Consider the following 22,120-nt stretch of genomic DNA (forward strand, 5'->3'; position numbering starts at 1 on the left):
TCCGGTCGTCACTTCTTGAAGACGGCGATCAGCTGGTCGCGGCTCAGGCGCGAGGAGGCGAGCGAGACGTCCGGCGGGACGTCGTGGTCGCATTTCGGCGCCAGCCCGAGGTCCTTGGAGGTGCTGTCGACCAGCAGGCTGACGTTCACCACGCTCGGCTCCGGGCTGTCGATCTGGTTCACGGCCGCAAGGCCCTTGCGCAGAGCCAGGCGATCGATCCAGGTCCAGGAGCTGGTGAAGCCGATCTGGTACCTGGGCTCGCCGTCATGGTTGTCGACCCAGAAGCATTCGGCGCCATTGGCGTCCAGGCCCGTCACTGGAACCAGCGGGCGTCCCGCCGTCTTGAACGCACGCAGCGCTCCCATCACGCCGGCGCCGTAGTCGGAGTACATGCCGTCGATCTGCGGGTATTTGGCCAGAAGCGCCGTCGTGACCTTCTGATAGTAGGCCGGATCCCAGTTCGAGATCACCGGCCCTTCGAGGACGTTGATGCCCGGATTGGCGGCGAAGACCTTCTTCCAGCCGGGCAGCTGGGCCGCGGTCTGCGGCGCACCGGGCGCGCCGCCCCATACGATGACGTTGCCCTTGCCCTGCAGCTTGTCCACCAGGAACTGGGCATAGACGCTCGCCATCTGCTCCTGGTTCGGCGTGACCACCATCGTGTAGTCGACACCCGCCTTTCCCGGGAAGTCCACGCCGACCTCGACCGGGATCACCACCGAGCCGGCCTTCACGGCGTCGCGCATCGCCGGAATCGCGGCTGCCCCCGAGTCGGGCTCGACGATGATGATGTCGTAGCCCTGCGCGGCCAGCGAGCGGATATTGGCGAGCTCCTTCTCGGGGTTGCCGCCCGCATCGGCGTAGCCCACCTCGGTGATGTTCGGGCACTTCCTGGCCTCGTCCTCCAGCTCGGCGCGCTTGATCTGGCGATGGGCGTTCACCGCGCCGACCGAGAGCGCCACCCGGATGGGCTTGGTGCCGCAGAAATGCGTCGCATCGACGAACTCGGACTCGTTCCCGACCTTTCCCAGCGAGAGATCGGCAGCCCGGGCGGCCGGGGCTGCACCGAGGGCGCCCATGGCGCCCAGGAGAAGTGCGGCGGACATGCACGCAGACGAACGGCGTTTCGGCATCGATGACATCTCGTTCCCCGTTGTTGAGAGCCCGCCGCTGCGGGAGGCTCCAGGACTTGCAGGCGCCGGCTGCCTCCCGCTCTGCATCGGCGGGTTGGCTGCCGGGCGGCGTTCACGCGATCGTCTGCAGCAGGGTGACCGTCGCTCTTTCGACGAGGAGCCCGTCGAGCCTGGCGACCAGCGTCTTGAACTCAGGCGACGCCCAATGCGCGTCGAGCGCTGCCTGATCGGCCCAGATCTCGTAGAAGACGAACTCGGCAGGTTTGTTCCGGTCGACATGCAGGACGTACCGGACACATCCCGGCTTGGCCAAAGCCCAGGGCACCGTGGGCAGCAGGACGTCTCGCGTCGCTTCTTCGAGCCCCGCGCGCGCCTTGCAGACGGCGATCAGCCCCACGACCTCCGCGTCAGCCGTCATGACATCCTCCTGTCGTCAGCCCTGGCTCGCCGGCGACGGGTCGCTCAGGCACTTATTTAACTCGTTAAATATTAGGTCGTGCGAGAGGCACGATCCGACCGCGCCGCCACGCTTCACCGGCACCGTGCCGGCGGATCCGGAACGGCTGCCATCCCCACCGCGCGCCTTGCGGCGAGCGTTCTCAGGTCACGCCGCTCTACCGAGGGGCGAGGAGCGGCAACCTGGCCAGCGCGTCGCGCAGCTCGAGCGTGTCCCAGGGCATGTGCTCGGCGATCGCGAGTCCGACGACGTCGCAGGAAGCGGCGACGTCGCCGAGCAGGCGCACCACCTGCTCGAGGGTCATCCGCCCCCGCGGCACGCCCTCGAACGCCCCGGGCGGCAGGGCCGGCTTGTTGAACAGGAGCGGGCGGAACCGTGCGGGATCGAGAACGTCCAGGTCGAAATGCACCGCGACATGGGTGATCCCTTCCTCGGCGATCCAGTCCATCACCGGCTTGGAGCTGTCCGCCAGGCTGGCGGAGCCGGCATGCCGCAGCCCCAGCCCGTCGATCACCGCGGCCTCGACCGGCATCCAGGCGTCGAGCCCGGCATACATCACCCGCGAGGGCGCGATGGGACGCTCCACCTCGCGCGAGAAATCGGCATCGCCCTTGCCGAGCAGCGCGCCGAGGACGTGAGCATGGGCGTGGGCGTAGTCTTTCGGGCTCATGACGTCGGGATGGGCGTCCACCCAGAGCACGCCGAGCTTTCCCGCATAGCGCAGGTTGAGATAGGCCATCGGCGCCAGATCGACGAGGCAATCGCCCCCCAGGGTGATGATGCGGTCCGGCTTGTGCTTCTCGATCGCCCGCCGGGCCGCCCTGGCCTGCTCCAGGAGCGCCGCCCGCGCCACGACGCCATTCTCCACGGCGAGCGTTTCGCCGGGCTCGGGCAGGGGAACGGGAACGGTCTCGACCGGGCCGCCGGGTGCGGGGGCGAGCCACTGCAGCAGCTGCGACCCGAAATGGTAGCCGGGATCGTTGCCGCCCTGCCATTGCGGCATGTTCAGGCGCAGGGTGGTGCCAGCCGACCGGGTCATTGTCCGGCCTCTGCGCGGACCGGGAAGACGCGGCGATGCGTGAGGGGAAGCGTCACCATGGTCTTGAAGTCGATGAAGGCCCGGCTGTCCTCCACGACGTCCGGCAGGGGCCAGGCGGCAGCCGCGGCCTCGGGGCTCTCGAAAGCGAGGATGGACAAGGCGTCATAGGCAGGGCCCTCCGCCGGGACGTACGCGTCGCCGAGGCCCGGAGGCCGGGTCGGATAATGATCGTAGGAGACCAGGCCGCGATCTTTGAGGACCCTGACCATCAAGGGGCCGTGGACTGTCTCGTAATACTCGCGGAAAGCGTCGAGCGACATGCCGGGGGCGCGTCGAAACACGTAAGCGACGATGTGCATCTGCGGCCTCCCTATCCCTGCGGACCGGCCGTCCGCCGATTTGATCGGACCTTAATATCGGACGGCGCCGGACGCTGTGCTCGGCTTGCCAATCGATATGTCATTCCAGCCAAAGTTTTCCGGCCTCGACGGGTCGGGGAGAGAGCGCTTGCCGTCATAGGCGGTCGCGCCACGGCGCCCCCCGGGCATCCCTCCGCAGGCGATCGGTGGCACGACGCGCCGGCGCCGCCTAGAGCATTTTCCAGCGAACCGGCACCCGGTTCGCTGGAAAATGCGTAAAAACAAAGAGATAGAGAGCGTGATCGATTCAACTTGAAGCGATCGCGCTCTAGCGCCCCAGGATGCCGGCGGCCTCCTCGGCCATGGCGCGGACGATCTCTCCGGCCGGGCGGATATCGCGGATCGCGCCGACGCCCTGGCCCGCCGGCATCATCCCCTCCTCGACGTCGCCGTCGAGATAGCCGCTCTCGACCCGCCGGCCGGCGACGGCATATTGCCCGGGGAAGCCGGCGACCGGCCACTCGGGATGCTCGGCCCAGTCCGCCGTCCAGCGGTTGCGCAGCGCGCGCAGGTTCTTGCCGGTATAGGCGGAGGTCAGCACCGTGTCCTTGGCGGCCGCCTCGAGGATGCGGCGCTTGAAGGCGTCGTGGCCGAAGGCCTCGGGCGTGGCGATGAACCGCGTCCCGCACCAGGCCGCCTCGGCCCCGAGGCAGAGGGCGGCGGCAAGGCCGCGTCCGTCGACGATGCCGCCGGCGGCGATCACCGGAACCGGCACGGCGTCGACCACGGCCGGGATCAGGGCGAGCGTGCCGACATGGCCGGTGTGGCCGCCGCCTTCGGCGCCCTGCGCGACGATGAAATCGACGCCGGCGCGCGCTGCGGCCGTGGCGCGGCCGATCGATCCGCACAGCGCCATGACCTTGATGCCGCGGGCCTTGCAGGCCTCGACCAGCGTGACCGGGACATCGAAGGTGAGGACCACGACCGCCGGACGCTCGTCGAGGACGACCGCGACCTGCTCCTCCACCGAGCCGGGGGTCAGCATCGGCTCGACGCCGGCGAGGCCGCGGCGCGCTTCCGGCGCCAGGCCCGACCAGAGCGCCCGGATCTCGTCCCAGGCGCTCTGGTCGCCACCCTCCAGGAAGACCTGCGGCACGACCAGGTTGACCGCGAAGGGACGCCCGGTCCGCCGCCGGATCTCGCGGATCTCGGCCCTCAGCGCCGGCGGCATGAAGCTGACCCCGCCGAGGCAGCCCATGCCGCCGGCCTCGCTGACCGCGGCGACGAGCGGCGCCTGGGAGACCCGCGCCATGCCGGCGGAGAACACGGGATAGCGCATGCCGAGGGCACGGGTGACGGAAGTCGGCAGCACCGGCGTCGCAGCGGCGGCCATGCTCAAGCCTCCCAGCCGGCCGCCGCGAGGTCGCCGTCGAGATCGCGCCGCGTGCGGGGATAGTCGACGATCTCGTCGGGCAGAGCGCGGATCCGGACCTCGCTCCTCAGCTCCTCCGAGACATGGGCGATGACGCCCGGCATGCTGGAGAGAACGGCGAGGCCCGTCATCTCCGCCGGCGTGAAGCCCATCGCCGTCAGGATCGCCGCCAGCATGCCGACCTCGTTGATGACCAGGTCCGGCTTGCCGACGCGGGCGGTGAAGGCCCGGTGCACGGCCTCGTACCAGTCGCAGACGTCGGACCACACGCCCTCCTTCACGGCGATCGCCTTGAGCGTCTGCGCCCGCGGGTCGGTGAAGCGGAAATTCGGGTGGCCGAAGCCGGCGATGCGCTGGCGGCTCGCCCGCACGTGGTCGATCGCCGCCTCGGCGCAGGCGTCGATCGGCTCGCCCGGCCGGCGAAACTGCACGTAGCTCTCGGCGATGAAGCGCCCGGCCGCGTCGGGTGCCAGCGTGTACTCGCCGGCCGCCAGGGTTGCGACCGCCAGGCCAGCGACCATCGAGGGATTGCCGGAGACGCAAAAGCGGGCCGCCACCGTCCCCGGCTTCTTCAGCGAATAGTCCAGCACCGAGCAGAGCACGGCCTCCATCACCGCCGCCTGCCCCGGGCTCGGCAGCACGCCGCGGATGAGGAGGTAGGTCGCCGAGGCAAAGGACAGCCGGCCGATGAGGTTGCCGAGGCTGTAGCCGCGGACATAGACGTCCGCCGCCTCCACGTCGCTCACCTCGGTCGTCCACGCACGCTTGCCGTTCGGGCCCATTGTCGATCCATCCGTCTGATCCGCGCGAGTGCGCCTTGGCGTTGAGTTACATCCGATCAATTTTTTTGTCCAGTGCGTCAGTTTTGGCCGAACCCGCCTTTCCCGGGCGAACACCGGAAACCGGAGCGACGCATTCGGCCCTGCGACGCTCTCGTCCTGCCCGCCCGTTGGCGCGACAGGCCTTGACGAGTATTGACCCATTGGTCGAATAAAGAGACACTACAGTATTGCGGCTGCCTCGATGCGGGACCGGCCGCGCGGAGCCCGACAACAGGGAGAGGGGACGAGATGTCTGATCTGGACGTAAGGCAGGTGCTGGGCGCTGCCCGGCACATGGAGCGACGCAGCTTCCTGAAGCTCCTCGGCGCCGGCGCTGCGGCGGCGAGCTTTCCGACGCTCGCCGCCTGGTCGGACAGGGCGGCGGCCCAGAGCGCCGGCGGCGAGCTCGTGGTGGCGAGCTGGGGCGGCTCGACCGGCGCGCTGCACAAGAAGCACTTCTTCGACCCCTTCACCCGGGTGACCGGCATCAAGGTCGTCGACGTCTCGCCCACCTCCTACGGCAAGCTGAAGTCGATGGTCGAGGCCGGCTCCCCCGAGTGGGACGTGACGCTGCTCATCGACATCGGCCAGGCGAAGCGTGCCATGAACGAGGGCCTGGTCGAGCCGATCGACTACGGCGTCGTCCATGCCGAGGATCTCATTCCGGCGGCACGCGGCTCGCACTGGACGGCGGGCGAGATCGAGACGGTGCTGATGGGCTACCGGACGGACACGTTCCACGATGCCCACCCGACCTCCTGGGCCGATTTCTGGAACGTGGAGAAGTTCCCGGGCCTGCGCGGCCTGCACAATTGGTGCGTCACCACCATGGAGGCCGCGCTGCTCGCCGACGGCGTGGCGCCGAAGGCGCTCTATCCCCTGGACATCGACCGCGCCTTCGCCAGCCTCGACAGGCTCAAGCCGCACGTCAAGGTCTGGTGGGACGTGAGCGCCCAGGGCAACTCGCAGCAGCTCCTCAAGGACCACGAGGTCGACGTCCTGAACGGCTGGACCGGCCGCTTCGGCCCGCTGATCCTCGGCGGCGACCCGGTGAACATGGAGTACGGCCAGGGCCTCTACACCATCGCGCCGTGGGTCGTGGTCAAGGGCGCCAGGAATCCACGCAACGCCATGCTGTTCCTCGACTTCATCGCCCAGCCGGAGCCGCAGGCCGCGCTCCACTCCGAGCTGATCTACGGGCCGACCAACCCGAAGGCCCTGGCCCTGATCAAGCCGGAGATCGCGCGGCTGCTGCCGACCAATCCGGACAATTTCGCCAAGACCGTGCCGATCGACTCCGACTATTGGCAGGCCCACGAGGCGGAGGTGACGGAGCGCTTCACCGCATGGCTGCTGACCTGAGCCCGGACGATCCGGCGCGAGCCGTGGGCGGCGCGGAGGCGTCGCCCACGGCGTGGGACGCGCTCAGGACCTGCACCGGTGTCGTCTATCCCGCGCAATGCGATGCGATGGGCCATATGAACACGCCGCATTACATCGCCGCCTTCGACCAGGCGATGTGGCACCTGGTGCACGCCCTCGGCTATCGCCCGGCCTGGCGGGAGCAGCGCGGCGAAGGCTGGGCCGATGTCCGCTACGTCATCGACTTCCGCAGCGAGCTCCGGGCGGGCGACCTCTTCGTCGTCGACAGCGCCGTGACGCGGGTCGGGCGAAGCTCCCTGCAAAGCCGGCATCGCCTCAGCCGTGTCGACGGCCGCCTCGCCGCCGAGCTCGAGATGACCTCGGTCTATTTCGACCTGATCCGACGGGCCGGCCGCCCGCTGCCCCTCGAGGTGCGGGCCGCCGCCGAGGCGCGCATCGCGCGGCCGGACAGCCAAGGGGCCGCCGGACCGCACTCCGCCATTGACCCCGCGGCGCGCCTGCGCAATGACGGTCAGGGAAATTGAACGGCCAGTCGGAGGCAGGTGTGAAAGCATCCCCACGCGCCCAGCTCAAGGCGAAGAAGCAGTCCTACGTGCAGGACGAGATTCTCGCATCGGCCGCTCGCCTCTTCGCCGAGCGCGGCTTCCGGGCGGTCACCATCGACGACATCGCCTCCAGCCTCGGCTACACCAAGTCGGTCATCTACTACTACTTCAAGAGCAAGAACGAGCTCTTGTGGATGATCTTCAGCCGCATCTACGACAGCTATTTCGAGGCGGTCAACGAGGTGGCGGCTCGAGGCCTGCCGCCGGACCAGGCGCTCGCCGAGATCATCCGCCGCCATGCCCTCAACGTCATGGAACGGCGGGACTGGACGGCGATCTATTTCCGCGAGGAGGCCGAGCTCGACGAGCGCCAGCGCCGCCAGATCACCAAGAAGAAGCGCCAGTACGACGCCCTGATCGAGGAGATCTACGAGCAGGGCGTGAAGCAGGGCATGTTCCGCAGCATTCCCGCGCATGTCGCGGTCAGCGGCATCCTCGGCATGTGCAACTGGCTCTATATCTGGTACAACCAGCAGGGCTCGATGTCGGCCGCGACCATCGCCGACCACTATGCCTCGCTGCTGGCCAACGGCTATTCCAGGCAGCCCCTCGACCTGCCGGTCGCTGCCGAATAGCCCGCGCCGACCGCCGCCGGGTCAGCGCCGGAGATCCCGCAGGATCACTTTCGCGGCATTGTGACCGGGAACGCCGGTCACGCCGCCGCCGGGATGGGTCGAGGCGCCGCACTGGTAGAGCCCGCCCACCGGGGTCCTGTAGTCGGCATAGCGGGCGATCGGGCGGCGGAAGAAGATCTGGTCCATCGACAGCTCGCCATGGTGCACGTGGCCGCCCGGCAGGTCGAACATGCGCTCGAGATCGGGCGGCGCCAGCACCTGGGCGTGCAGCACGCTCTGCGAAAAGCCCGGCGCGTAGCGGTCGATCTGGCGCAGCACGATCGCCAGCAGCCTGTCCCGCGCCGCCTCGTCCCAGGCGCCGTCGGCGAGCGCGTAGGGAACGTGGCCGCCGAACACGCTGAGGACGTGCCGCCCGGGCGGGGCCACGCCGGAATCGAAGGCGCTCGGGGCGAGGATCCAGAGGTAGGGCCGCTCCGCCATCGCGCCGCGGCGCGCCGATTCGAAGGCCTGCTCGAGCTCGTCCAGGTTCTCGGCGATGGTGACCGAGCCGGGATGGGCGTTGCCCGTGCCGCGCGCCTCGTAGGCGCTCCAGCGCGGCAGGGCCGAGGTCGCCAGGTTGATCTTGAAGCAGGAGGAATCCGTCCGGATCCGCCGCACCGCCGCGACCACGTCCTCCGGCAGCGGCACATCGCGGAGCAGGCGCAGGAACAGCGTCCTGGCATTGGCGTTGCTGACCACGGCGCGCGCCTGCACCGTCTCGCCGCCGGCGAGTGCCACGCCACGGGCACGGCCCGCCTCGACGATCACCCGCTCGACGGCGGCATCGACGCGGACCTCGACGCCAGCCGCCTCGGCCGCCCGCCGCATCGCCTTGCTGATCGAGCCCATGCCGCCCCGCACCAGGCCACCCGGCCCGGCGGCCGTCCCGCCCTCGCGCAGCAGCGGCCGCGCCAGGACATAGGCCGATCCCGGCGTCTTCGGGCTGATATTGCCGCCGCTGCCCGAGGCGTAGCAGCCGAAGGCGGTGAGCACCGTCTCGCTCTCGAACCAGCGGCCGAGGAAGTCGTGGGCGCTGAGGGTGAGCAGGTCCCAGATGTCATAGAAGCGCGGCCCGATGTCTCGGAACCGCCAGGCGAGGCCGAGCGCCCGGGCGACGTCTTTCAGCCGGCCCGTCGTCGGATCGACCGGCACCTCGAAGAGCAGGCGCCGCAGGATCGGCATCAGCCCCTGCATATGCGCGACGAAGCCGGGATAGGCCGCGGCGTCGGCCGCCGAGAACGGCCTGATCTCCGCCTGCATGCGCTCGACATCGTCCCAGAAGATCAGGCTGCGGCCGTCGAGGAAGGGCTGGAACCCCGGCGGCACCGGCAGGACCTCGATGCCGTGCCGCCTGAGGTCGAGGTCGATCATGATCCTGGGCTGCAGCAGCGACATCCAGAAGGAGGCGACGGACACCTGGTAGCCCGGCCAGACCTCTTCGGTGACGACGGGGCCGCCGACCGCGGCGCGCCGCTCGCACATGGCGACGCGCAGCCCCGCCTTGGCGAGATAGGTGGCGCACACGAGGCCGTTATGGCCGGCGCCGATGAACACTGCGTCGTAGGAAGCCATCGTCGGAATGCCCTGCCCAGCCCCGGTCAGACGACGGCGAAGCCGTCGATCTCCACCTTGATGCGCGCGTCGTAGAGCGCCGCGACGGCAACGAACGCGCTCGCCGGCGGCGCCTCGGCCGAGACGTAGCGGCTGCGCACGCGCTTGAGTACGGCGAGCATGGCGGGGTCGTAGTCGACCACGTAGATCGTGAGGCGCACCAGCGCCTCGTAGCCGGCGCCGGCGGCCGCCAGCGTGCGGCCGATCGCCCGGAAGGCCGCATCGAGCTGAGCCTCGAAATCGCCGACCACCAGTTCGCCATTCGCCTCGACGGGCACGTGGCCGGACAGGATCGTCAGGTCGCCGCCGCGGATCCGCATCGCGGTGGAGACCCCGGGAAAGGCGGCGCCAGGCGGATTGACGGGGACGAGCAGGGGACGCGGGCCGACCGAAGCCATGGGAGCCACCAATTATATCGACTGGATGGAAAATTCGACTCATTGGACAGTATATGCCAGAAGCGACCGATGCAAGCCGAGAGCGGCTGCGCCGGGACCTTCGCGGTCACGCTGCAAATCCGACGAGAGAGCGGGTTGCCAAGCCGATGCAAAAGTGCATACTGACCAGACAGTCTTATTTTTAGACCTCATCAACAATTCCGACGCGACCGGCCGCGGCCGTGCGTTCGGGTCTCACCGAGAGGAGAACGGGGCGTGGGCACGCGGATCCAATTCATCAATCCGTTCGGGACGGACGACTACAACGCGCTGATCGCCGAGACGATGACGCCTTATCTGAGGCCGGGGACGGTGCTCGACGTCACCAACACCACGGACTGTCCGGTCAACATCGACTATTACTACAACAAGCACCTGGTCGAGACGGTGGTCCTGGAGCAGGTGATGCGCGCCGAGGCGGACGGCTACGACGCCGTCATCGTCGGCTGCTGCTACGATCCCGGCGTGCGCGTCGCCCGCGAGCTCGTCGACATCCCCGTCGTCGGCCCGCTCGAGGCGACGATGCTGATGGCGCCCTATTACGGGCACGACTACGTGCTGGTCACCGACCATCACAAGGCCGTGCCCTATCTGCGCGATCTCGTGCGCCTCTACGGCGGCACCGGCTGCCGGCACGTGAGCTGCATCGACTGGTGGGTCGTCGACATGATCCGCGACACCGAGGGCGTCGCCCGCGACGCCCTGGCGGCGACCCGCAGGGTGATGGAGGAGAAGGGGGCGGAAGCCGTCATCCTCGCCTGCACCATCATCTCGGCCAGCACGGAGAAATGGCTGCGCGACAGCGGCGCCGCGCGCGAGCTGACCATCCTCAACCCCAACACCATGGCCCTGAAGATGGCGGAGTCCCTCGCCGACCTGAAGGCGCAGGGCCTCTACAACATCAGCCGCCGCGGCTTCTACGCCAAGCCCGAGCAGCACGACGCCGCCGAGTTCGCCGCCGTACGCGCCCGCTACGGCCGCCTGCCCGGCCGGCGCGGTGCGGCATGACGGCCGCAGCCCGGACGGCTCGCTCTTCGCCCGACGCCGCGGGGTCCCGCCTGGAGCTCGACCGCGTCACCAAGCGCTATGGCGGCTTCGCCGCGCTCGACGGCGTCTCGCTGGCGATCGAGCCTGGGGAGTTCTTCACGCTGCTCGGGCCCTCGGGCTCGGGCAAATCCTCGATCCTGTCGCTGATCGCCGGCTTCGACACGCCGACCGACGGGGCGATCCTGGTCGACGGGCGCCTCACCAACGGCGTGCCCGCCTATGAGCGCGGCTTCGGCGTCGTCTTCCAGAACTACGCGCTGTTCCCCCATCTCAGCGTGGAGGAGAACATCGCCTATCCCTTGCGGGCCCGGCGCATGCCGTCGGCCGAGATCGGGGCGCGGGTGCGGGAGGCGCTGCGCGCCGTCCGGCTGGAGGGATACGAGAAGCGCCATCCGCGCCAGCTCTCCGGCGGCCAGCAGCAGCGCGTCGCCATGGCGCGGGCGATCGTCTTCCGGCCGCGCGTCCTCCTGATGGACGAGCCGCTCGGCGCGCTCGACCGCAAGCTGCGCATCGACCTGCAGATCGAGCTGAAGCAGCTCCACCGCACCCTCGGCGCGACCATCATCTTCGTCTCCCACGACCAGGAGGAGGCGCTCGCCCTGTCCGATCGCATCGCCGTCCTGCGCGGGGGCCGCATCGAGCAGGTCGACACGCCGGCCATGCTCTACGACCGCCCGGCCACGCCTTTCGTCGCCGGCTTCATCGGCGATTCCAACTTCTTCGCCGGCACGCTCCGGCGCGACGGCCAGACCGCCCGCGTCGCGCTCGCGGGCGGCCCGGCCGTCGCGGTCGAAGGCGCGGCGCTGCCGCCCGACGGAACGGACGTCACGCTCTCCGTCCGCCCCGAGCAGGTCGCCCTGTCGACCGCCCCCGACGCCTCCGCCCTGCCGGGCCGGGTGGTCGAGGTCGTCTATCTCGGCACCGCCACCAAGGTCATCGTCGAGACGCCGTGCGGGACCGCCCAGGCGCTCGTCCCGGCCCAGTCCGAATTCCGCTGCGTCATCGGCACCGCCGTCTCGCTGAGCTGGCCGGCCGCCGCCGCCAGGGTGCACCGACGCTGATGTCCGACACCGCCGTCCATACCGCCGCGATGCTGCCTCCGGCGGCCGCAGCCGGCTCCACGGGCAGGCCGGGCGGCCTCGTCCGCAGCGCCCTCCTCTGGCCGCTCCTCGTCTTCCTCGGCACCTTCTACGCCTGGCCGCTGCTGCAGATCGTGCTCCTCAGCCTCGGCTGGCCGCAGCCGACGCTGGCGAGCTATGCCCGCATCCTCGCCGTCCCGGCCTACGGCCTGGTGATGGGCAACACGCTGTGGATCTCGTTCCTGGTGACGCTTGCCTGCATCGCGCTCGGCTATCCCGCCGCCTTCCTGATCGCGACGACGCCGCCACGCCTGTCGCGCAAGCTGCTGCTCTTCGTCGTGATCCCGTTCGGCACCAGCCTCCTGGTGCGCAACTACGCCTGGATGATCCTGCTCGGCAACAATGGCCTGGTGAACGGCACGCTCCTGCGCCTCGGCCTGATCGACCAGCCGCTGCCGCTGCTCTACAATGCCTTCGGCGCCACCGTCGGCATGGCCCATGTGCTGCTCCCCTACATGATCCTGGTGCTGCTCACCACGATGCGGGGGATCGACCGCTCCTTCGGCCTCGCCGCCCAGAGCCTCGGGGCAAGGCCGCTGCGCGCCTTCCTCACGGTGTTCCTGCCGCTCTCGGCGCCGGGCGTGGCCGCGGGCTCCGTCCTCGTCTTCGTCATGTCGCTCGGCTTCTTCGTCACCCCCGCCCTGCTCGGCGGGCGCAGCGGCACGATGATCTCCATGGTGATCGAGGCGCAGATCAACCAGCTGGTGAACTGGCCGCTCGGCGCGGCGCTCTCGACGGTTCTCCTCGTCGTCACCTTCGTGCTCCTCGGCCTCGCAGCAGCGGCCGTGGCGGCGGGCCGGCGCATGCGGGGGGCGGCGTGATGCTGAAGCACTATGCGAGCTCCCCGGCCCTGCTGATCGGCGTGGTGGCCCTCGTCTTCCTCTATCTCGTCTTCCCGCTCGTGGTGGTGGTGCCGATCTCGTTCAGCGCCGGCGAGGGCCTGGCCTTCCCCCCGCCCAGCTATTCCCTTCGCTGGTACGAGCACTATGTCACCGACCGCGCCTGGATGGACGCGACCGTGACGAGCCTGAAGGTGGCGGCGCTCACCATGGTGATGGCGACGACCGCCGGCACGCTCGCGGCGATCGGGCTCTCCCGACTCGATCGCGGCCGCGGCCTGATGACGGGCTTCTTCCTGTCGCCGCTGGTGGTTCCCGTCGTCGTGCTGGCGATCGCGGTCTACCGCTTCTTCGGGCTCCTCGGCCTCAACGGCAGCGCGCTCGGGCTCGCCATCGCCCACACCATCATCGCCACGCCCTTCGTCGTGCTGACGGTCTCCGCCGGCCTCGCCCGCTTCGACACCCAGGTCCTGCTCGCCTCCGCCTCGCTCGGGGCGCGGCCGACGCGCACCTTCTTCAAGGTCATGCTGCCGCTGATCCGCCCCTCGGTGCTCACCGGGGCGCTCTTCGCCTTCATGACCTCCTTCGACGAGGTGGTGATCGCCCTGTTCGTCGGCAGCGGTCCGGTGTCGACGCTGCCGCGGGTGATGTGGGCCTCGATGCGCTCGGGCATCGACCCGACCATCGCGGCCGTCTCGACGCTTCTGATCGTTCTGTCGCTCCTCGTCCTCGCCGGCAGCGAAGTCCTGCGGCGACGGACCGAGCGGGCTCTTGGAGGGTAGGATCGATGACTGAGCTGAAGGGCCGCACCGCGGTCGTCACGGGAGGCGAGACCGGGATCGGGCTCGGCATCGTCGAAGCGCTCGCCGGCGCCGGAGCGAACGTGCTGATCGGCGGCATCCTGGCCGAGGCCGGGCAGAAGGCGGCCGAGGCGGTCTCGGCCAAGGGCGGCACGGTCGCGTTCCAGCGCACCGACGTGCGCAGCGCCGACGAGGTCGAGGCCCTGGTCGAGGCGGCGGTGGCGCGCTTCGGGCGGCTCGACGTCATGGTCAACAATGCCGGCGTGTTCGACGGCTTCGCCGATTGCGTCGAGACCACCGAGGCGCTCTGGGACCAGGTGATCGACATCAACCTCAAGGGCTGCTTTCTCGGCTGCCGCGCCGCCCTGAAGCGCATGACGCCCCAGGGCTCGGGCCGGATCGTCAACACCGCATCCGTGGGCGGGCTGCGCGGCGCCGCCGACGGGCTGTCCTACACGGCTTCGAAGTTCGGGATCATCGGGCTGACGCGGCAGGCCGCCGTCACCCATTCCCAGTTCGGCATCACCATCAACGCCATCTGTCCCGGCGTCATCGCCACGGAGATCCGCGCCAATTCCGCGGCGATCCTCGGCGCGGACGGCCCCGACATGCAGCGCGGCGTCGGAAGCGACCCGGACGCCTACAAGCGCATGGTGCCGGCCAAGCGCAAGGGCCTCACCGCCGAGGTCGCGGCCGTCGCTCTGTTCCTCGCCTCCGACGCCGCAAGCTACGTCACCGGCCAGGCGATCGCCATCGATGGCGGCTGGACCGCGACATGAGCCGCCTCGACGATTTCACCGACGAGGAGCGCGAGATCCTCTCGACCGTCCGCCGCTTCGTCGCGCGCGAGGTGCGCCCGCACGTCGCCCGCCTGGAGCGGGAGGGCGCCTATCCCGAGGCGCTGGTCGCCGCCATGGCCGGGCTCGGGCTCTTCGGCATGGCGGTGCCGGAGGCCCATGGCGGCCTCGGCCTGCGCCTGCCGGTCTTCGCCAGGGTGATGGAGCTCATCGCCGCGGGCTGGACGACGCTCGCCGGCTATCTCAACAGCCACAGCACCGTCTGCCACCTCGTCGCCGCTCACGGGACCGAGGAGCAGAAGGCGCGGCTGCTGCCGGCGCTGGCCGAGGGGCGCGAGCGCGGCGCGCTCTGCCTCACCGAGCCGGCCGCCGGCTCCGACCTCCGGGCCATCGAGACGAGGGCGGTCCCGTGTCCGGAGGGCTATCGCCTCTCCGGCCGCAAGATCTTCGTCACCAATGGCGGCCGGGCGACGCTCCTCGCCATGCTCGCCAGGACACCTGCCCCGGCGGCCGAGCCGAAGCGGGACATCAGCCTCTTCCTCGTCGCCAAGAACACCGACGGGATCAGCGTCGCCGGCACCTTCCACAAGATGGCCTATGACCTGGTCGACACGGTCGAGATCCTGGCGGAGGATGCCCCGGTTTCGCCGGCCGATCTCCTCGGCGGACGCGCGGGCGCCGGCCTCGGCCAGCTCCTCGACGGGCTCGAGCTCGGCCGCATCGCCATCGCCGCGAGCGCCGTCGGCCTCGCCGCCAGCGCCCTCGCCGAGGCCAGGCGCTACGCCTCCGAACGGCGGGCCTTCGGGGTGACGATCGACCAGCACCAGGCGATCCAGCTGCGCCTCGCCGACATGGCGACCAGGCTCGTCGCTGCCCGCCTGCTCACGGCCGAGGCCGCACGCGCCAGGGACACCGGCGCCCGCGCCGACATGCTGAGCGGCATGGCCAAGCTCTTCGCCAGCGAGGCGTGCCTGGCGATCGTCGACGACGCGCTGCGCATCCACGGCGGCTATGGCTACATCGCCGACTACGCCATCGAGCGGCTCTATCGCGAGGCGCCGCTCTATATCGTCGGCGAGGGGACGAACGACATCCAGAAGCTCGTCATCGCCCGCCGCCTTTCCGACCCGGCCGACGCCGCCATCATGGACCTGCCGCAATGACGACGGTCTGCCTCACCTTCGACTTCGACGCCCTGTCGATCTGGATCTCGACGTTCAAGCAGACCACGCCGACCGCCCTGTCGCGCGGCGAGTACGGCGCCCGCGTCGGCCTCGGCCGGATCCTCGCGTTGCTGGCGGCGCGGGGCGTGCCCGCCACCTTCTTCGTGCCCGCCCATACGGCGCGCGCCTTCCCCGCCGCCGTGGCCGACATCGCCGCCGCCGGCCACGAGGTCGCCGCGCACGGCCTGGTGCACGAATCGCCGGTCGGCCTGACGCGGGCCGAGGAGGAGGAGCGCCTTGCCCGCAGCCTCGATATCCTGGCCGAGGCGACGGGATCGCGCCCCGCCGGCTACCGCTCACCGGCCTGGGATCTCAGCGAGCACACCATCGAGCTCCTCGAAGAGCACGGCCTCGCCTATGATTCCAGCCTGATGGCCGACGACTTCCGGCCCTTCCGCGCCCGGCGCGGCGACATCGTCTCGGACGAGGGCTTCGTGCCGGGGCCGGCGAGCGGCATCGTCGAGTTTCCCGTCGCCTGGGAGCTCGACGACTACCCCTATTTCCACTTCGCCGCGCGCCCGCTCAACCAGGGCCTGCGCAGCCCCGACGAGGTCGGGGCGATCTGGCGGGCCGAATTCGACTGGTGCCGCACGGAGCGCGCCGACGGCGTGTTCACGCTCACCACCCACCCGGAGATCATCGGCCGCGGCCCGCGCATCGCCATGCTCGGCCGCCTCATCGACCACATGGCGGCCGCGGACGGCGTCGCCTTCGCCACGCTCTCCGCCACCGCGGCGCGCCTGAGGGCAGACGGGCTGTGACCGCCGCCACCCTCTTCAGACCCCCCGTTCCATTCGAAGGAGACACGATCATGTCCGTTGCCGCTTCCGAGCGCACCACCTCCGCCGCTGCGAGCATCGGCCGGAACGCACTCTTCTACGAGGAGCTCCATGTCGGCGACGAATGGGAGACCCCGCGCCGCACCATCACCGAGACGGACGTGGTGATGTTCGCCGCCATTACCGGTGACCACAACCCGATCCACACCGACGAGGAATTCGCCAGGACCACCGTGTTCGGCGGCCGCATCCTGCACGGGCCGGCGGGCTTTGCCATCGCCACCGGCCTGGAGAGCCGGCTCGGCATCAAGGAAGGCACGGCCATCGCCTTCCTCGGCATGACCTGGGACCTGCGCGGCCCGATCAAGATCGGCGACACCATCCGGGTGCGCGAGCGCGTCGCCGCCAAGCGCGAGACGAAGAAGCCCGACGCCGGCATCGTCACCTTCTACGTCGCGCTCCTGAACCAGCGCGACGAGGTCGTGCAGGAGGGCGAGTGGAAGATCATGATGATCCGCAAGGCTCCGGCCGAGGCCTGAGCGATGCCCCCCTGTCGGCACCGCCGGCGTCCCCCATCGAGCACGATCATGATCATCGCCGACCATCTCGCCCGGCAGGGCCTGCTTCATCCCCGGCGCCGGGCCCTGCGCCATGGCGATGCCGCCCTCGACTACGGCAGGCTCGCCATCGAAGCGCGCCGCGTCGGTGCCCGCCTGCAGGCCCTCGGCGTCAGCCGCCGGACGCCGCTCGCCATGCTGTGCGAGAACCGGCTGGACGTCATGGTCGGCTATTACGCGACGGCGGCGATCGGCGCCGTGTTCGTGCCGATCAACCCGAGCCTCTCGCCGCCGGAGGTCGCCTATATCGTCGAGCATTGCGAGGCCCGCCTGCTCGTCCACGACGACGCCATGGCGGCGACCGCCGGCGCGGCCGTCGCCGCGGCGCAGCGGGCGCCGCTCGCCGCGCTTCTCGACGGCGAGGAGGCGCCGCCGCTCGAGGTGCCGGCAATCGCCGCGGACGACGACTTCCTGATCATCTACACCTCCGGCACGACCGGCACGCCGAAGGCCGTGGTGTTCAGCCAGCGGGCGGAGTTCGCCGGCAATGCCGCCCTGATCGAGATGTGGGGCATCACCAACGCCGACGTGACCTTGGTCGCCCTGCCGCTGGGCTTCCTCTACGGCCTCTCGACCGCCGCGGCCGCGGGCCTCCAGGCCGGCGGCGAGGTCGTGGTGCTCCGGCGCTTCCATCCGCGGGAGGTGCTCGAGGCGCTCGTCGCGCATCGCGCCAGCGTCTTCCACGGCGTGCCGACCATGTTCTCGATGATGCTCGACTATGCCGAGCAGAACCGCCTCGACGTCGACCTCTCCTTCATGCGCCTGCTCATCTGCGCCGGAGCGCCCCTGCCGAAGGAGCTCAAGACGCGCTTCGCCGCCCTGTTCCGCAAGCCGATCGACGACTACTACGCCCTCACCGAGGTGCGGCCGGTGTTCGGCCGGCGCTGGAACGAGCCGGCGCCGCCACCCGGCGCCATCGGCCGCGCCGCGCCCGGTGCCGAGATCCGCATCGTCGGCCCCGACGGGCAGGACCTGCCCGCCGGCGCGCAGGGCGAGCTGCTGGTCAGGGCCGGCTCGACGCTCAGCCGCTATCACCGCAACGAGGCGCTCACCGCCTCGGCCCTGACGGACGGCTTCTTCCGCACCGGCGACCTCGGCACCCGCGATGCCGACGGCTTCTACGTCCTCACCGGGCGCATCAAGGACATCATCATCCGCGGCGGCGCCAACATCGCCCCGGCCGAGGTGGAGGAAGCGATCCTCCGCCACGCGAGCGTGCAGGCCGCGGCGGTGATCGGCGTGCCGGACACCAGATATGGCGAGATCGTCGTCGCCTTCGTCGTCGGCCGCGCCGGCCAGGCGCCCGATGCCGCGGCGCTGGAGGCGCATTGCCGCGGCATGCTCGCCGAGTTCAAGGTGCCGGCACGCTTCACGGCGCTGGACGCGCTGCCGCAGGGGAGCACCGGCAAGGTCGACAAGAAGGCCCTGCTGAGGCTGTGGACGGAGCAGCGGCCGTGAGGGATGCCGTCACGGTCTCACTCGCCACCCAGGCGATCCGGCGCTATCCCGACCTCGCCGCCTTCGCGGCGCATATGGACGGCCTCGCCCGCGCCGCCGCCGAGGCCGGATCCGAGCTCCTGCTGCTGCCGGAGCTCGCCGGCCTCGGCCTGCTCTGGACCGATCCGCGCGCCGGCACCACCGACATCCCCGGCGTCGGCGCGCTCTATCGCGCCGTGCTGACGCCGCTCTTCCGCGCCTGTTGCGACACCCTCTCCGCCATTGCCCGGGAGCGCGGCCTCGCCATCGCCGGCGCCAGCCTCTGGCACGAGGAGGCTGGACGCGGCATCAACAGCGGCTTCGTCTTCCGCCCCGATGGAAGCGTGCTGCGGCAGGACAAGCTGCATCCGACGCGCCCCGAACGAGCGATCGCGACCGAAGGTGGCGACCGCCTCGCCGCCTTCGACGTCGGCGGCGTGCGCATGGGCCTGCTCATCTGCTACGACGTGCAGTTCCCCGAGCTCACCCGTGTGCTCGTCGACGACGGCATCGAGGTGCTGCTGGTGCCCTCGCTCACCGACGAGCGCGGCACCTGGCGGGTCCGCCATGCCGCCCATGCGCGCGCGGTGGAGAACCAGGTCTTCGTCTGCATCTCGCCGCTGGTCGGCGATCTCGGCATCCCCGTCGAGCGCCCCGTCCATGGGCGCGGCGCTGCCTTCGCCGCCTGCCCGATCGACAACCGGTTCGGCATCGAGGACGGCACCCTCGCCCGCGCCGCGGCCGACGCCGAGAGCCTCCTCACCGTGCGGCTCGACCTCGCGCTCCTGCGGCTGTCGCGCGAGAGGTCTGAGATCCGGCAGCTCGCCGACCGCCGCCCGGCGCTCTATGCCGCGCTCGCCGGCAACAAGACCGCAACCCCAGAGGGATCCCAGCCATGACCCGCTCCACAGCCGACGTGATCGTCATCGGAGGCGGCATCGTCGGGATGTCCGCCGCCTATTTCCTGCAGCGCGCCGGGCTCGCCGTGACGGTCGTCGAGCGCGAGCACCTGGCCTTCGGAGCATCCGGGCGCAATGCCGGCTTCATCTGGCTGAGCCTGCGCACGCCCGGGCCGCAGCTCGACCTCGCCCGGGCCGGGCTGGCGCTCTATCCCGGCATCGTCGACGACATCGGCGACAGCTTCGAGTTCCGCCAGCATGGCGGCATGATCTACGCGTTCAACGACGGCCAGATGCAGGTCCTGAAGGAGCTCGCGGCCGCCCGCCAGGCCGACGGCGTCCGCATGCGGGCCGTCGACGGGCAGGAGGCGCGCGCCCTCTGCCCGATCCTGCCGGACAGCGTCGTCGGCGCGACCTTCTGCGAGGAGGACGCCCAGCTCCACACCCCGAAATTCGTCGAGGCCCTGGGCGCGGCCTTCGCCAGCCGCGGCGGCACGATCCGCCCGGGCACCGCCGTCACCGCCGTGCGCCGGGAGGGCGGCCGCGTGATCGGCGTCGACACCAGCGCCGGCCCGATCGATGCGGAGACGGTGGTGGTCGCGACCGGCGCCTGGACTGCGCCCTTCCTCGCCGATCTCGACATCGCCCTCCCCGTCCGGCCGATGCGGCTGCAGGCCATGTCGACCGTGCCGATCGCCGAGCGCTTCCGGCCGGTGCTGTACGGGCCGCTGGCGCTGAAGCAGTACACGCTGATCCGCGACCTGCCGAGCTACCGCGACGACCTCTTCCGCTCGCCGAGCGAAGCCTCGCTGACCAATGTCGAGCTGCTGGAATGCTTCTGCCAGCGCCAGGATAGCACGGTGCTGATGGGCTGCGCCATGGACTATCCCGGCTATGTCGACACCTCGACGCTGGAAGGGGTCGGCATCACCGGCAAGGTCTTCGCCGAGCACATTCCGAAGCTGCGCGACGTCGCGCTCGACCGGGCCTGGGCCTGCATGCTGCCCTCCACGCCCGACAGCCTGCCCTATATCGGCCGTCCCGCCGGCCTCGACGGCCTCGTCATCGCCGCCGGCCACGTGTTCGGCAACGCCGCCGGGCCGATCACCGGCCGCCTGGTCGAAGGCCTCGTCACCGGAGCCGAGCCGCCGCTCGACATGGCGCCGTTCGAGGTCTCCCGCCACGCCGACCTCGCCGTCGACGGCGCCGTGCGCTGGTGAGCCGGGCGGGGACAACGGGCATGGCGACGGCAGGCCCCGGTCAGCCCGCGCGGTGGCGGGCTCCCGGATGGCTCGGCGGCAGGCGGGCCTCGCCGCCGAGCTTCTCGCGCAGCGTCCCGGCCCGATAGTCCTGCTTGTGGACGCCGCGGCGCTGCAGCTCGGGCACGACGATATCGACGAAATCGACATAGCTCTCGGGCGCGACGACGCTGGTCAGGTTGAAGCCGTCGATATCGGCCTCCTCCACCCAGCGCTGCATCTCGTCGGCGACGTCGGCCGCCGAGCCGGTCAGGAGCGGCGCGCCGCCGCCGAGCGTCGCAGCCTCGCCCAGCTCCCGGATGGTCCGGCGATCGGGCGGCCGGTCGCTGCGATCGTGCGCTTCCACCGATCCGCGGCCGAGGGCGGCGATCGGGGTGTCCAGCGGCGCGGCGGCGAAGTCGACGCCCTGCCATCCCGACTGCAGGACCAGGCTGCCTTCCACGCTGCCATAGCGCCGGTAATCAGCGAGCTTGTCCTGCGCCTCGCCGCGCGTGCGCCCCGGCACGCACACGGCGCTCAGGAACACGGTGATCGCTTGAGGGTCGCGCCCCGCCGCGGCGGCGCGCTCCCGGATCTCGCCCACCAGCCGGCGGATCTCCGCCGTCGAGTTGCCGGCGATGAACACGCATTCGGCATGGCGTGCGGCGAAGGCGCGCCCACGCGGCGAGGAGCCGGCCTGGAACAGCACCGGCGTGCGCTGGGGCGAGGGCTCGCTGAGATGATAGCCATCGAGCTGGAAATGCCGTCCCTCGTGGCGGATGCGGTGGACGCGCGCCGGGTCGGCGAAGACGCCGGCCTCCCGGTCGCGGATCACCGCCCCGTCCTCCCAGCTGCCTTCCCAGAGCTTGTAGACCGCCTCCATGTAGTCGTCGGCGATCTCGTAGCGCAGGTCGTGGCCGTCCTGCCGCGACCGGCCCGCGGCGCGCGCCGCGCTGTCGAGATAGCCGGTGACGACGTTCCAGCCGACCCGCCCCTTGGTCAGATGGTCGAGCGTCGACATGCGCCGCGCGAAGGCATAGGGCTGGTCGTAGGACAGGATGCTGGTGACGCCGAAGCCGAGATGCCGGGTGGCGTAGGCCAGCACCGGCACGAGCAGGACGGGGTCGTTGACGGGGACCTGGACGGCGCCGCGCAGCGCCGCCTCGGCGCCGCCGCAGTAGACGTCGTAGACGCCGAGCACGTCTGCGAGGAACAGGGCGTCGAACCGGCCGCGCTCCAGGGTCCTGGCGAGATCCACCCAATAGCTGATGTCGGTATAGTCCTGCGTGCGGTCGCGCGGATGGCGCCAGAGGCCCGGCGACTGGTGGACGACGCAGTTCATGAAGAAGGCATTGAGCCGGATCTGGCGTACCAC

23 protein-coding genes are annotated in these 22,120 nt (G+C 70.5%); 14 read left to right on the plus strand and 9 right to left on the minus strand.

All coding sequences use genetic code 11. From position 1 onward, the window contains the following. Positions 1 to 8 precede the first annotated feature (8 nt). The 6 genes from QO011_RS24045 to QO011_RS24070 all read right to left on the minus strand — a co-directional run bounded on the left by QO011_RS24045 (position 9) and on the right by QO011_RS24070 (position 5,202). Entirely contained in the window at positions 9 to 1,106 is a 1,098-nt protein-coding gene (locus QO011_RS24045) for a substrate-binding domain-containing protein (RefSeq protein ID WP_307277570.1), read from the minus strand. A gap of 139 nt (positions 1,107 to 1,245) precedes the next feature. Then, positions 1,246 to 1,551, minus strand: a complete 306-nt coding sequence (locus QO011_RS24050; protein WP_307277572.1) for a putative quinol monooxygenase — start codon at positions 1,549 to 1,551, stop codon at positions 1,246 to 1,248. Between the two features lie 196 nt (positions 1,552 to 1,747). Continuing rightward, positions 1,748 to 2,629 (minus strand): arginase family protein, encoded by an 882-nt coding sequence (locus QO011_RS24055; RefSeq protein WP_307277574.1) that lies wholly within the window; start codon positions 2,627 to 2,629, stop codon positions 1,748 to 1,750. Then, the gene (locus tag QO011_RS24060; RefSeq protein WP_307277576.1) at positions 2,626 to 2,988 is read right to left on the minus strand and encodes an EthD domain-containing protein; all 363 of its coding nucleotides are present in this window, start codon (positions 2,986 to 2,988) and stop codon (positions 2,626 to 2,628) included. Before QO011_RS24060 ends, QO011_RS24055 begins: the two co-directional genes overlap by 4 nt. A gap of 328 nt (positions 2,989 to 3,316) precedes the next feature. Beyond that, positions 3,317 to 4,381, minus strand: a complete 1,065-nt coding sequence (locus QO011_RS24065; RefSeq protein ID WP_307277578.1) for an NAD(P)H-dependent flavin oxidoreductase — start codon at positions 4,379 to 4,381, stop codon at positions 3,317 to 3,319. A 2-nt stretch (positions 4,382 to 4,383) separates the two neighbouring features. Beyond that, on the minus strand, positions 4,384 to 5,202 hold the full coding sequence (locus QO011_RS24070; protein WP_307277580.1) for a citryl-CoA lyase: 819 nt from the start codon (positions 5,200 to 5,202) through the stop codon (positions 4,384 to 4,386). Between the two features lie 288 nt (positions 5,203 to 5,490). Here QO011_RS24070 and QO011_RS24075 point away from each other — a divergent pair, with 288 nt between their 5' ends. Genes QO011_RS24075 through QO011_RS24085 form a run of 3 tightly spaced genes read left to right on the plus strand, consistent with a single transcriptional unit; the run spans position 5,491 to position 7,804 of the window. Then, positions 5,491 to 6,603 (plus strand): ABC transporter substrate-binding protein, encoded by a 1,113-nt coding sequence (locus QO011_RS24075; RefSeq protein WP_307277581.1) that lies wholly within the window; start codon positions 5,491 to 5,493, stop codon positions 6,601 to 6,603. After that, on the plus strand, positions 6,588 to 7,148 hold the full coding sequence (locus tag QO011_RS24080) for an acyl-CoA thioesterase (RefSeq protein WP_307277584.1): 561 nt from the start codon (positions 6,588 to 6,590) through the stop codon (positions 7,146 to 7,148). Before QO011_RS24075 ends, QO011_RS24080 begins: the two co-directional genes overlap by 16 nt. A gap of 20 nt (positions 7,149 to 7,168) precedes the next feature. Continuing rightward, entirely contained in the window at positions 7,169 to 7,804 is a 636-nt protein-coding gene (locus tag QO011_RS24085; RefSeq protein ID WP_307277586.1) for a TetR/AcrR family transcriptional regulator, read from the plus strand. A gap of 21 nt (positions 7,805 to 7,825) precedes the next feature. Here the strand turns inward: QO011_RS24085 and QO011_RS24090 are convergent, their stop codons facing one another. Both QO011_RS24090 and QO011_RS24095 read right to left on the minus strand, forming a co-directional pair. Further along, positions 7,826 to 9,415 (minus strand): phytoene desaturase family protein, encoded by a 1,590-nt coding sequence (locus tag QO011_RS24090; RefSeq protein ID WP_307277589.1) that lies wholly within the window; start codon positions 9,413 to 9,415, stop codon positions 7,826 to 7,828. 26 nt (positions 9,416 to 9,441) lie between these two features. Then, positions 9,442 to 9,852, minus strand: coding sequence for a RidA family protein (locus QO011_RS24095; RefSeq protein ID WP_307277592.1), 411 nt, complete (start codon positions 9,850 to 9,852; stop codon positions 9,442 to 9,444). A gap of 255 nt (positions 9,853 to 10,107) precedes the next feature. Here QO011_RS24095 and QO011_RS24100 point away from each other — a divergent pair, with 255 nt between their 5' ends. From QO011_RS24100 to QO011_RS24150, 11 genes are read left to right on the plus strand one after another with little or no spacing between them, the layout of a single operon-like run. Continuing rightward, positions 10,108 to 10,899, plus strand: a complete 792-nt coding sequence (locus QO011_RS24100) for an aspartate/glutamate racemase family protein (protein WP_307277595.1) — start codon at positions 10,108 to 10,110, stop codon at positions 10,897 to 10,899. After that, positions 10,896 to 11,999: an ABC transporter ATP-binding protein gene (locus QO011_RS24105; protein ID WP_307277597.1), complete on the plus strand. Its 1,104-nt coding sequence runs from the start codon at positions 10,896 to 10,898 to the stop codon at positions 11,997 to 11,999. Before QO011_RS24100 ends, QO011_RS24105 begins: the two co-directional genes overlap by 4 nt. Then, the gene (locus QO011_RS24110) at positions 11,999 to 12,898 is read left to right on the plus strand and encodes an ABC transporter permease (RefSeq protein ID WP_307277599.1); all 900 of its coding nucleotides are present in this window, start codon (positions 11,999 to 12,001) and stop codon (positions 12,896 to 12,898) included. Before QO011_RS24105 ends, QO011_RS24110 begins: the two co-directional genes overlap by 1 nt. Then, positions 12,898 to 13,698, plus strand: coding sequence for an ABC transporter permease (locus QO011_RS24115; protein WP_307277602.1), 801 nt, complete (start codon positions 12,898 to 12,900; stop codon positions 13,696 to 13,698). The genes QO011_RS24110 and QO011_RS24115 overlap by 1 nt, the downstream gene beginning before the upstream one ends. 5 nt (positions 13,699 to 13,703) lie before the next feature. After that, the gene (locus tag QO011_RS24120; protein WP_307277605.1) at positions 13,704 to 14,495 is read left to right on the plus strand and encodes an SDR family NAD(P)-dependent oxidoreductase; all 792 of its coding nucleotides are present in this window, start codon (positions 13,704 to 13,706) and stop codon (positions 14,493 to 14,495) included. Next, a complete protein-coding gene (locus tag QO011_RS24125) occupies positions 14,492 to 15,676 on the plus strand; it encodes an acyl-CoA dehydrogenase family protein (RefSeq protein WP_307277608.1) in 1,185 nt (394 codons plus the stop codon). The genes QO011_RS24120 and QO011_RS24125 overlap by 4 nt, the downstream gene beginning before the upstream one ends. Beyond that, on the plus strand, positions 15,673 to 16,497 hold the full coding sequence (locus QO011_RS24130) for a polysaccharide deacetylase family protein (RefSeq protein ID WP_307277611.1): 825 nt from the start codon (positions 15,673 to 15,675) through the stop codon (positions 16,495 to 16,497). Before QO011_RS24125 ends, QO011_RS24130 begins: the two co-directional genes overlap by 4 nt. A 50-nt stretch (positions 16,498 to 16,547) precedes the next feature. Next, the gene (locus tag QO011_RS24135; RefSeq protein ID WP_307277613.1) at positions 16,548 to 17,054 is read left to right on the plus strand and encodes a MaoC/PaaZ C-terminal domain-containing protein; all 507 of its coding nucleotides are present in this window, start codon (positions 16,548 to 16,550) and stop codon (positions 17,052 to 17,054) included. A gap of 48 nt (positions 17,055 to 17,102) precedes the next feature. Further along, positions 17,103 to 18,590 carry a class I adenylate-forming enzyme family protein gene (locus tag QO011_RS24140; RefSeq protein WP_307277616.1) on the plus strand — a complete coding sequence of 496 codons (1,488 nt, stop codon included), beginning with the start codon at positions 17,103 to 17,105 and terminating at the stop codon, positions 18,588 to 18,590. Beyond that, entirely contained in the window at positions 18,587 to 19,507 is a 921-nt protein-coding gene (locus QO011_RS24145) for a nitrilase-related carbon-nitrogen hydrolase (RefSeq protein ID WP_307277619.1), read from the plus strand. The genes QO011_RS24140 and QO011_RS24145 overlap by 4 nt, the downstream gene beginning before the upstream one ends. Beyond that, positions 19,504 to 20,727: an NAD(P)/FAD-dependent oxidoreductase gene (locus QO011_RS24150; protein ID WP_307277622.1), complete on the plus strand. Its 1,224-nt coding sequence runs from the start codon at positions 19,504 to 19,506 to the stop codon at positions 20,725 to 20,727. The genes QO011_RS24145 and QO011_RS24150 overlap by 4 nt, the downstream gene beginning before the upstream one ends. A gap of 40 nt (positions 20,728 to 20,767) precedes the next feature. Here QO011_RS24150 and QO011_RS24155 read toward each other — a convergent pair whose 3' ends face one another. Continuing rightward, positions 20,768 to 22,120, minus strand: a complete 1,353-nt coding sequence (locus QO011_RS24155) for an LLM class flavin-dependent oxidoreductase (protein WP_307277625.1) — start codon at positions 22,118 to 22,120, stop codon at positions 20,768 to 20,770.

Origin of the sequence: Labrys wisconsinensis (assembly GCF_030814995.1) — a bacterium.
Classification (GTDB): domain Bacteria; phylum Pseudomonadota; class Alphaproteobacteria; order Rhizobiales; family Labraceae; genus Labrys; species Labrys wisconsinensis.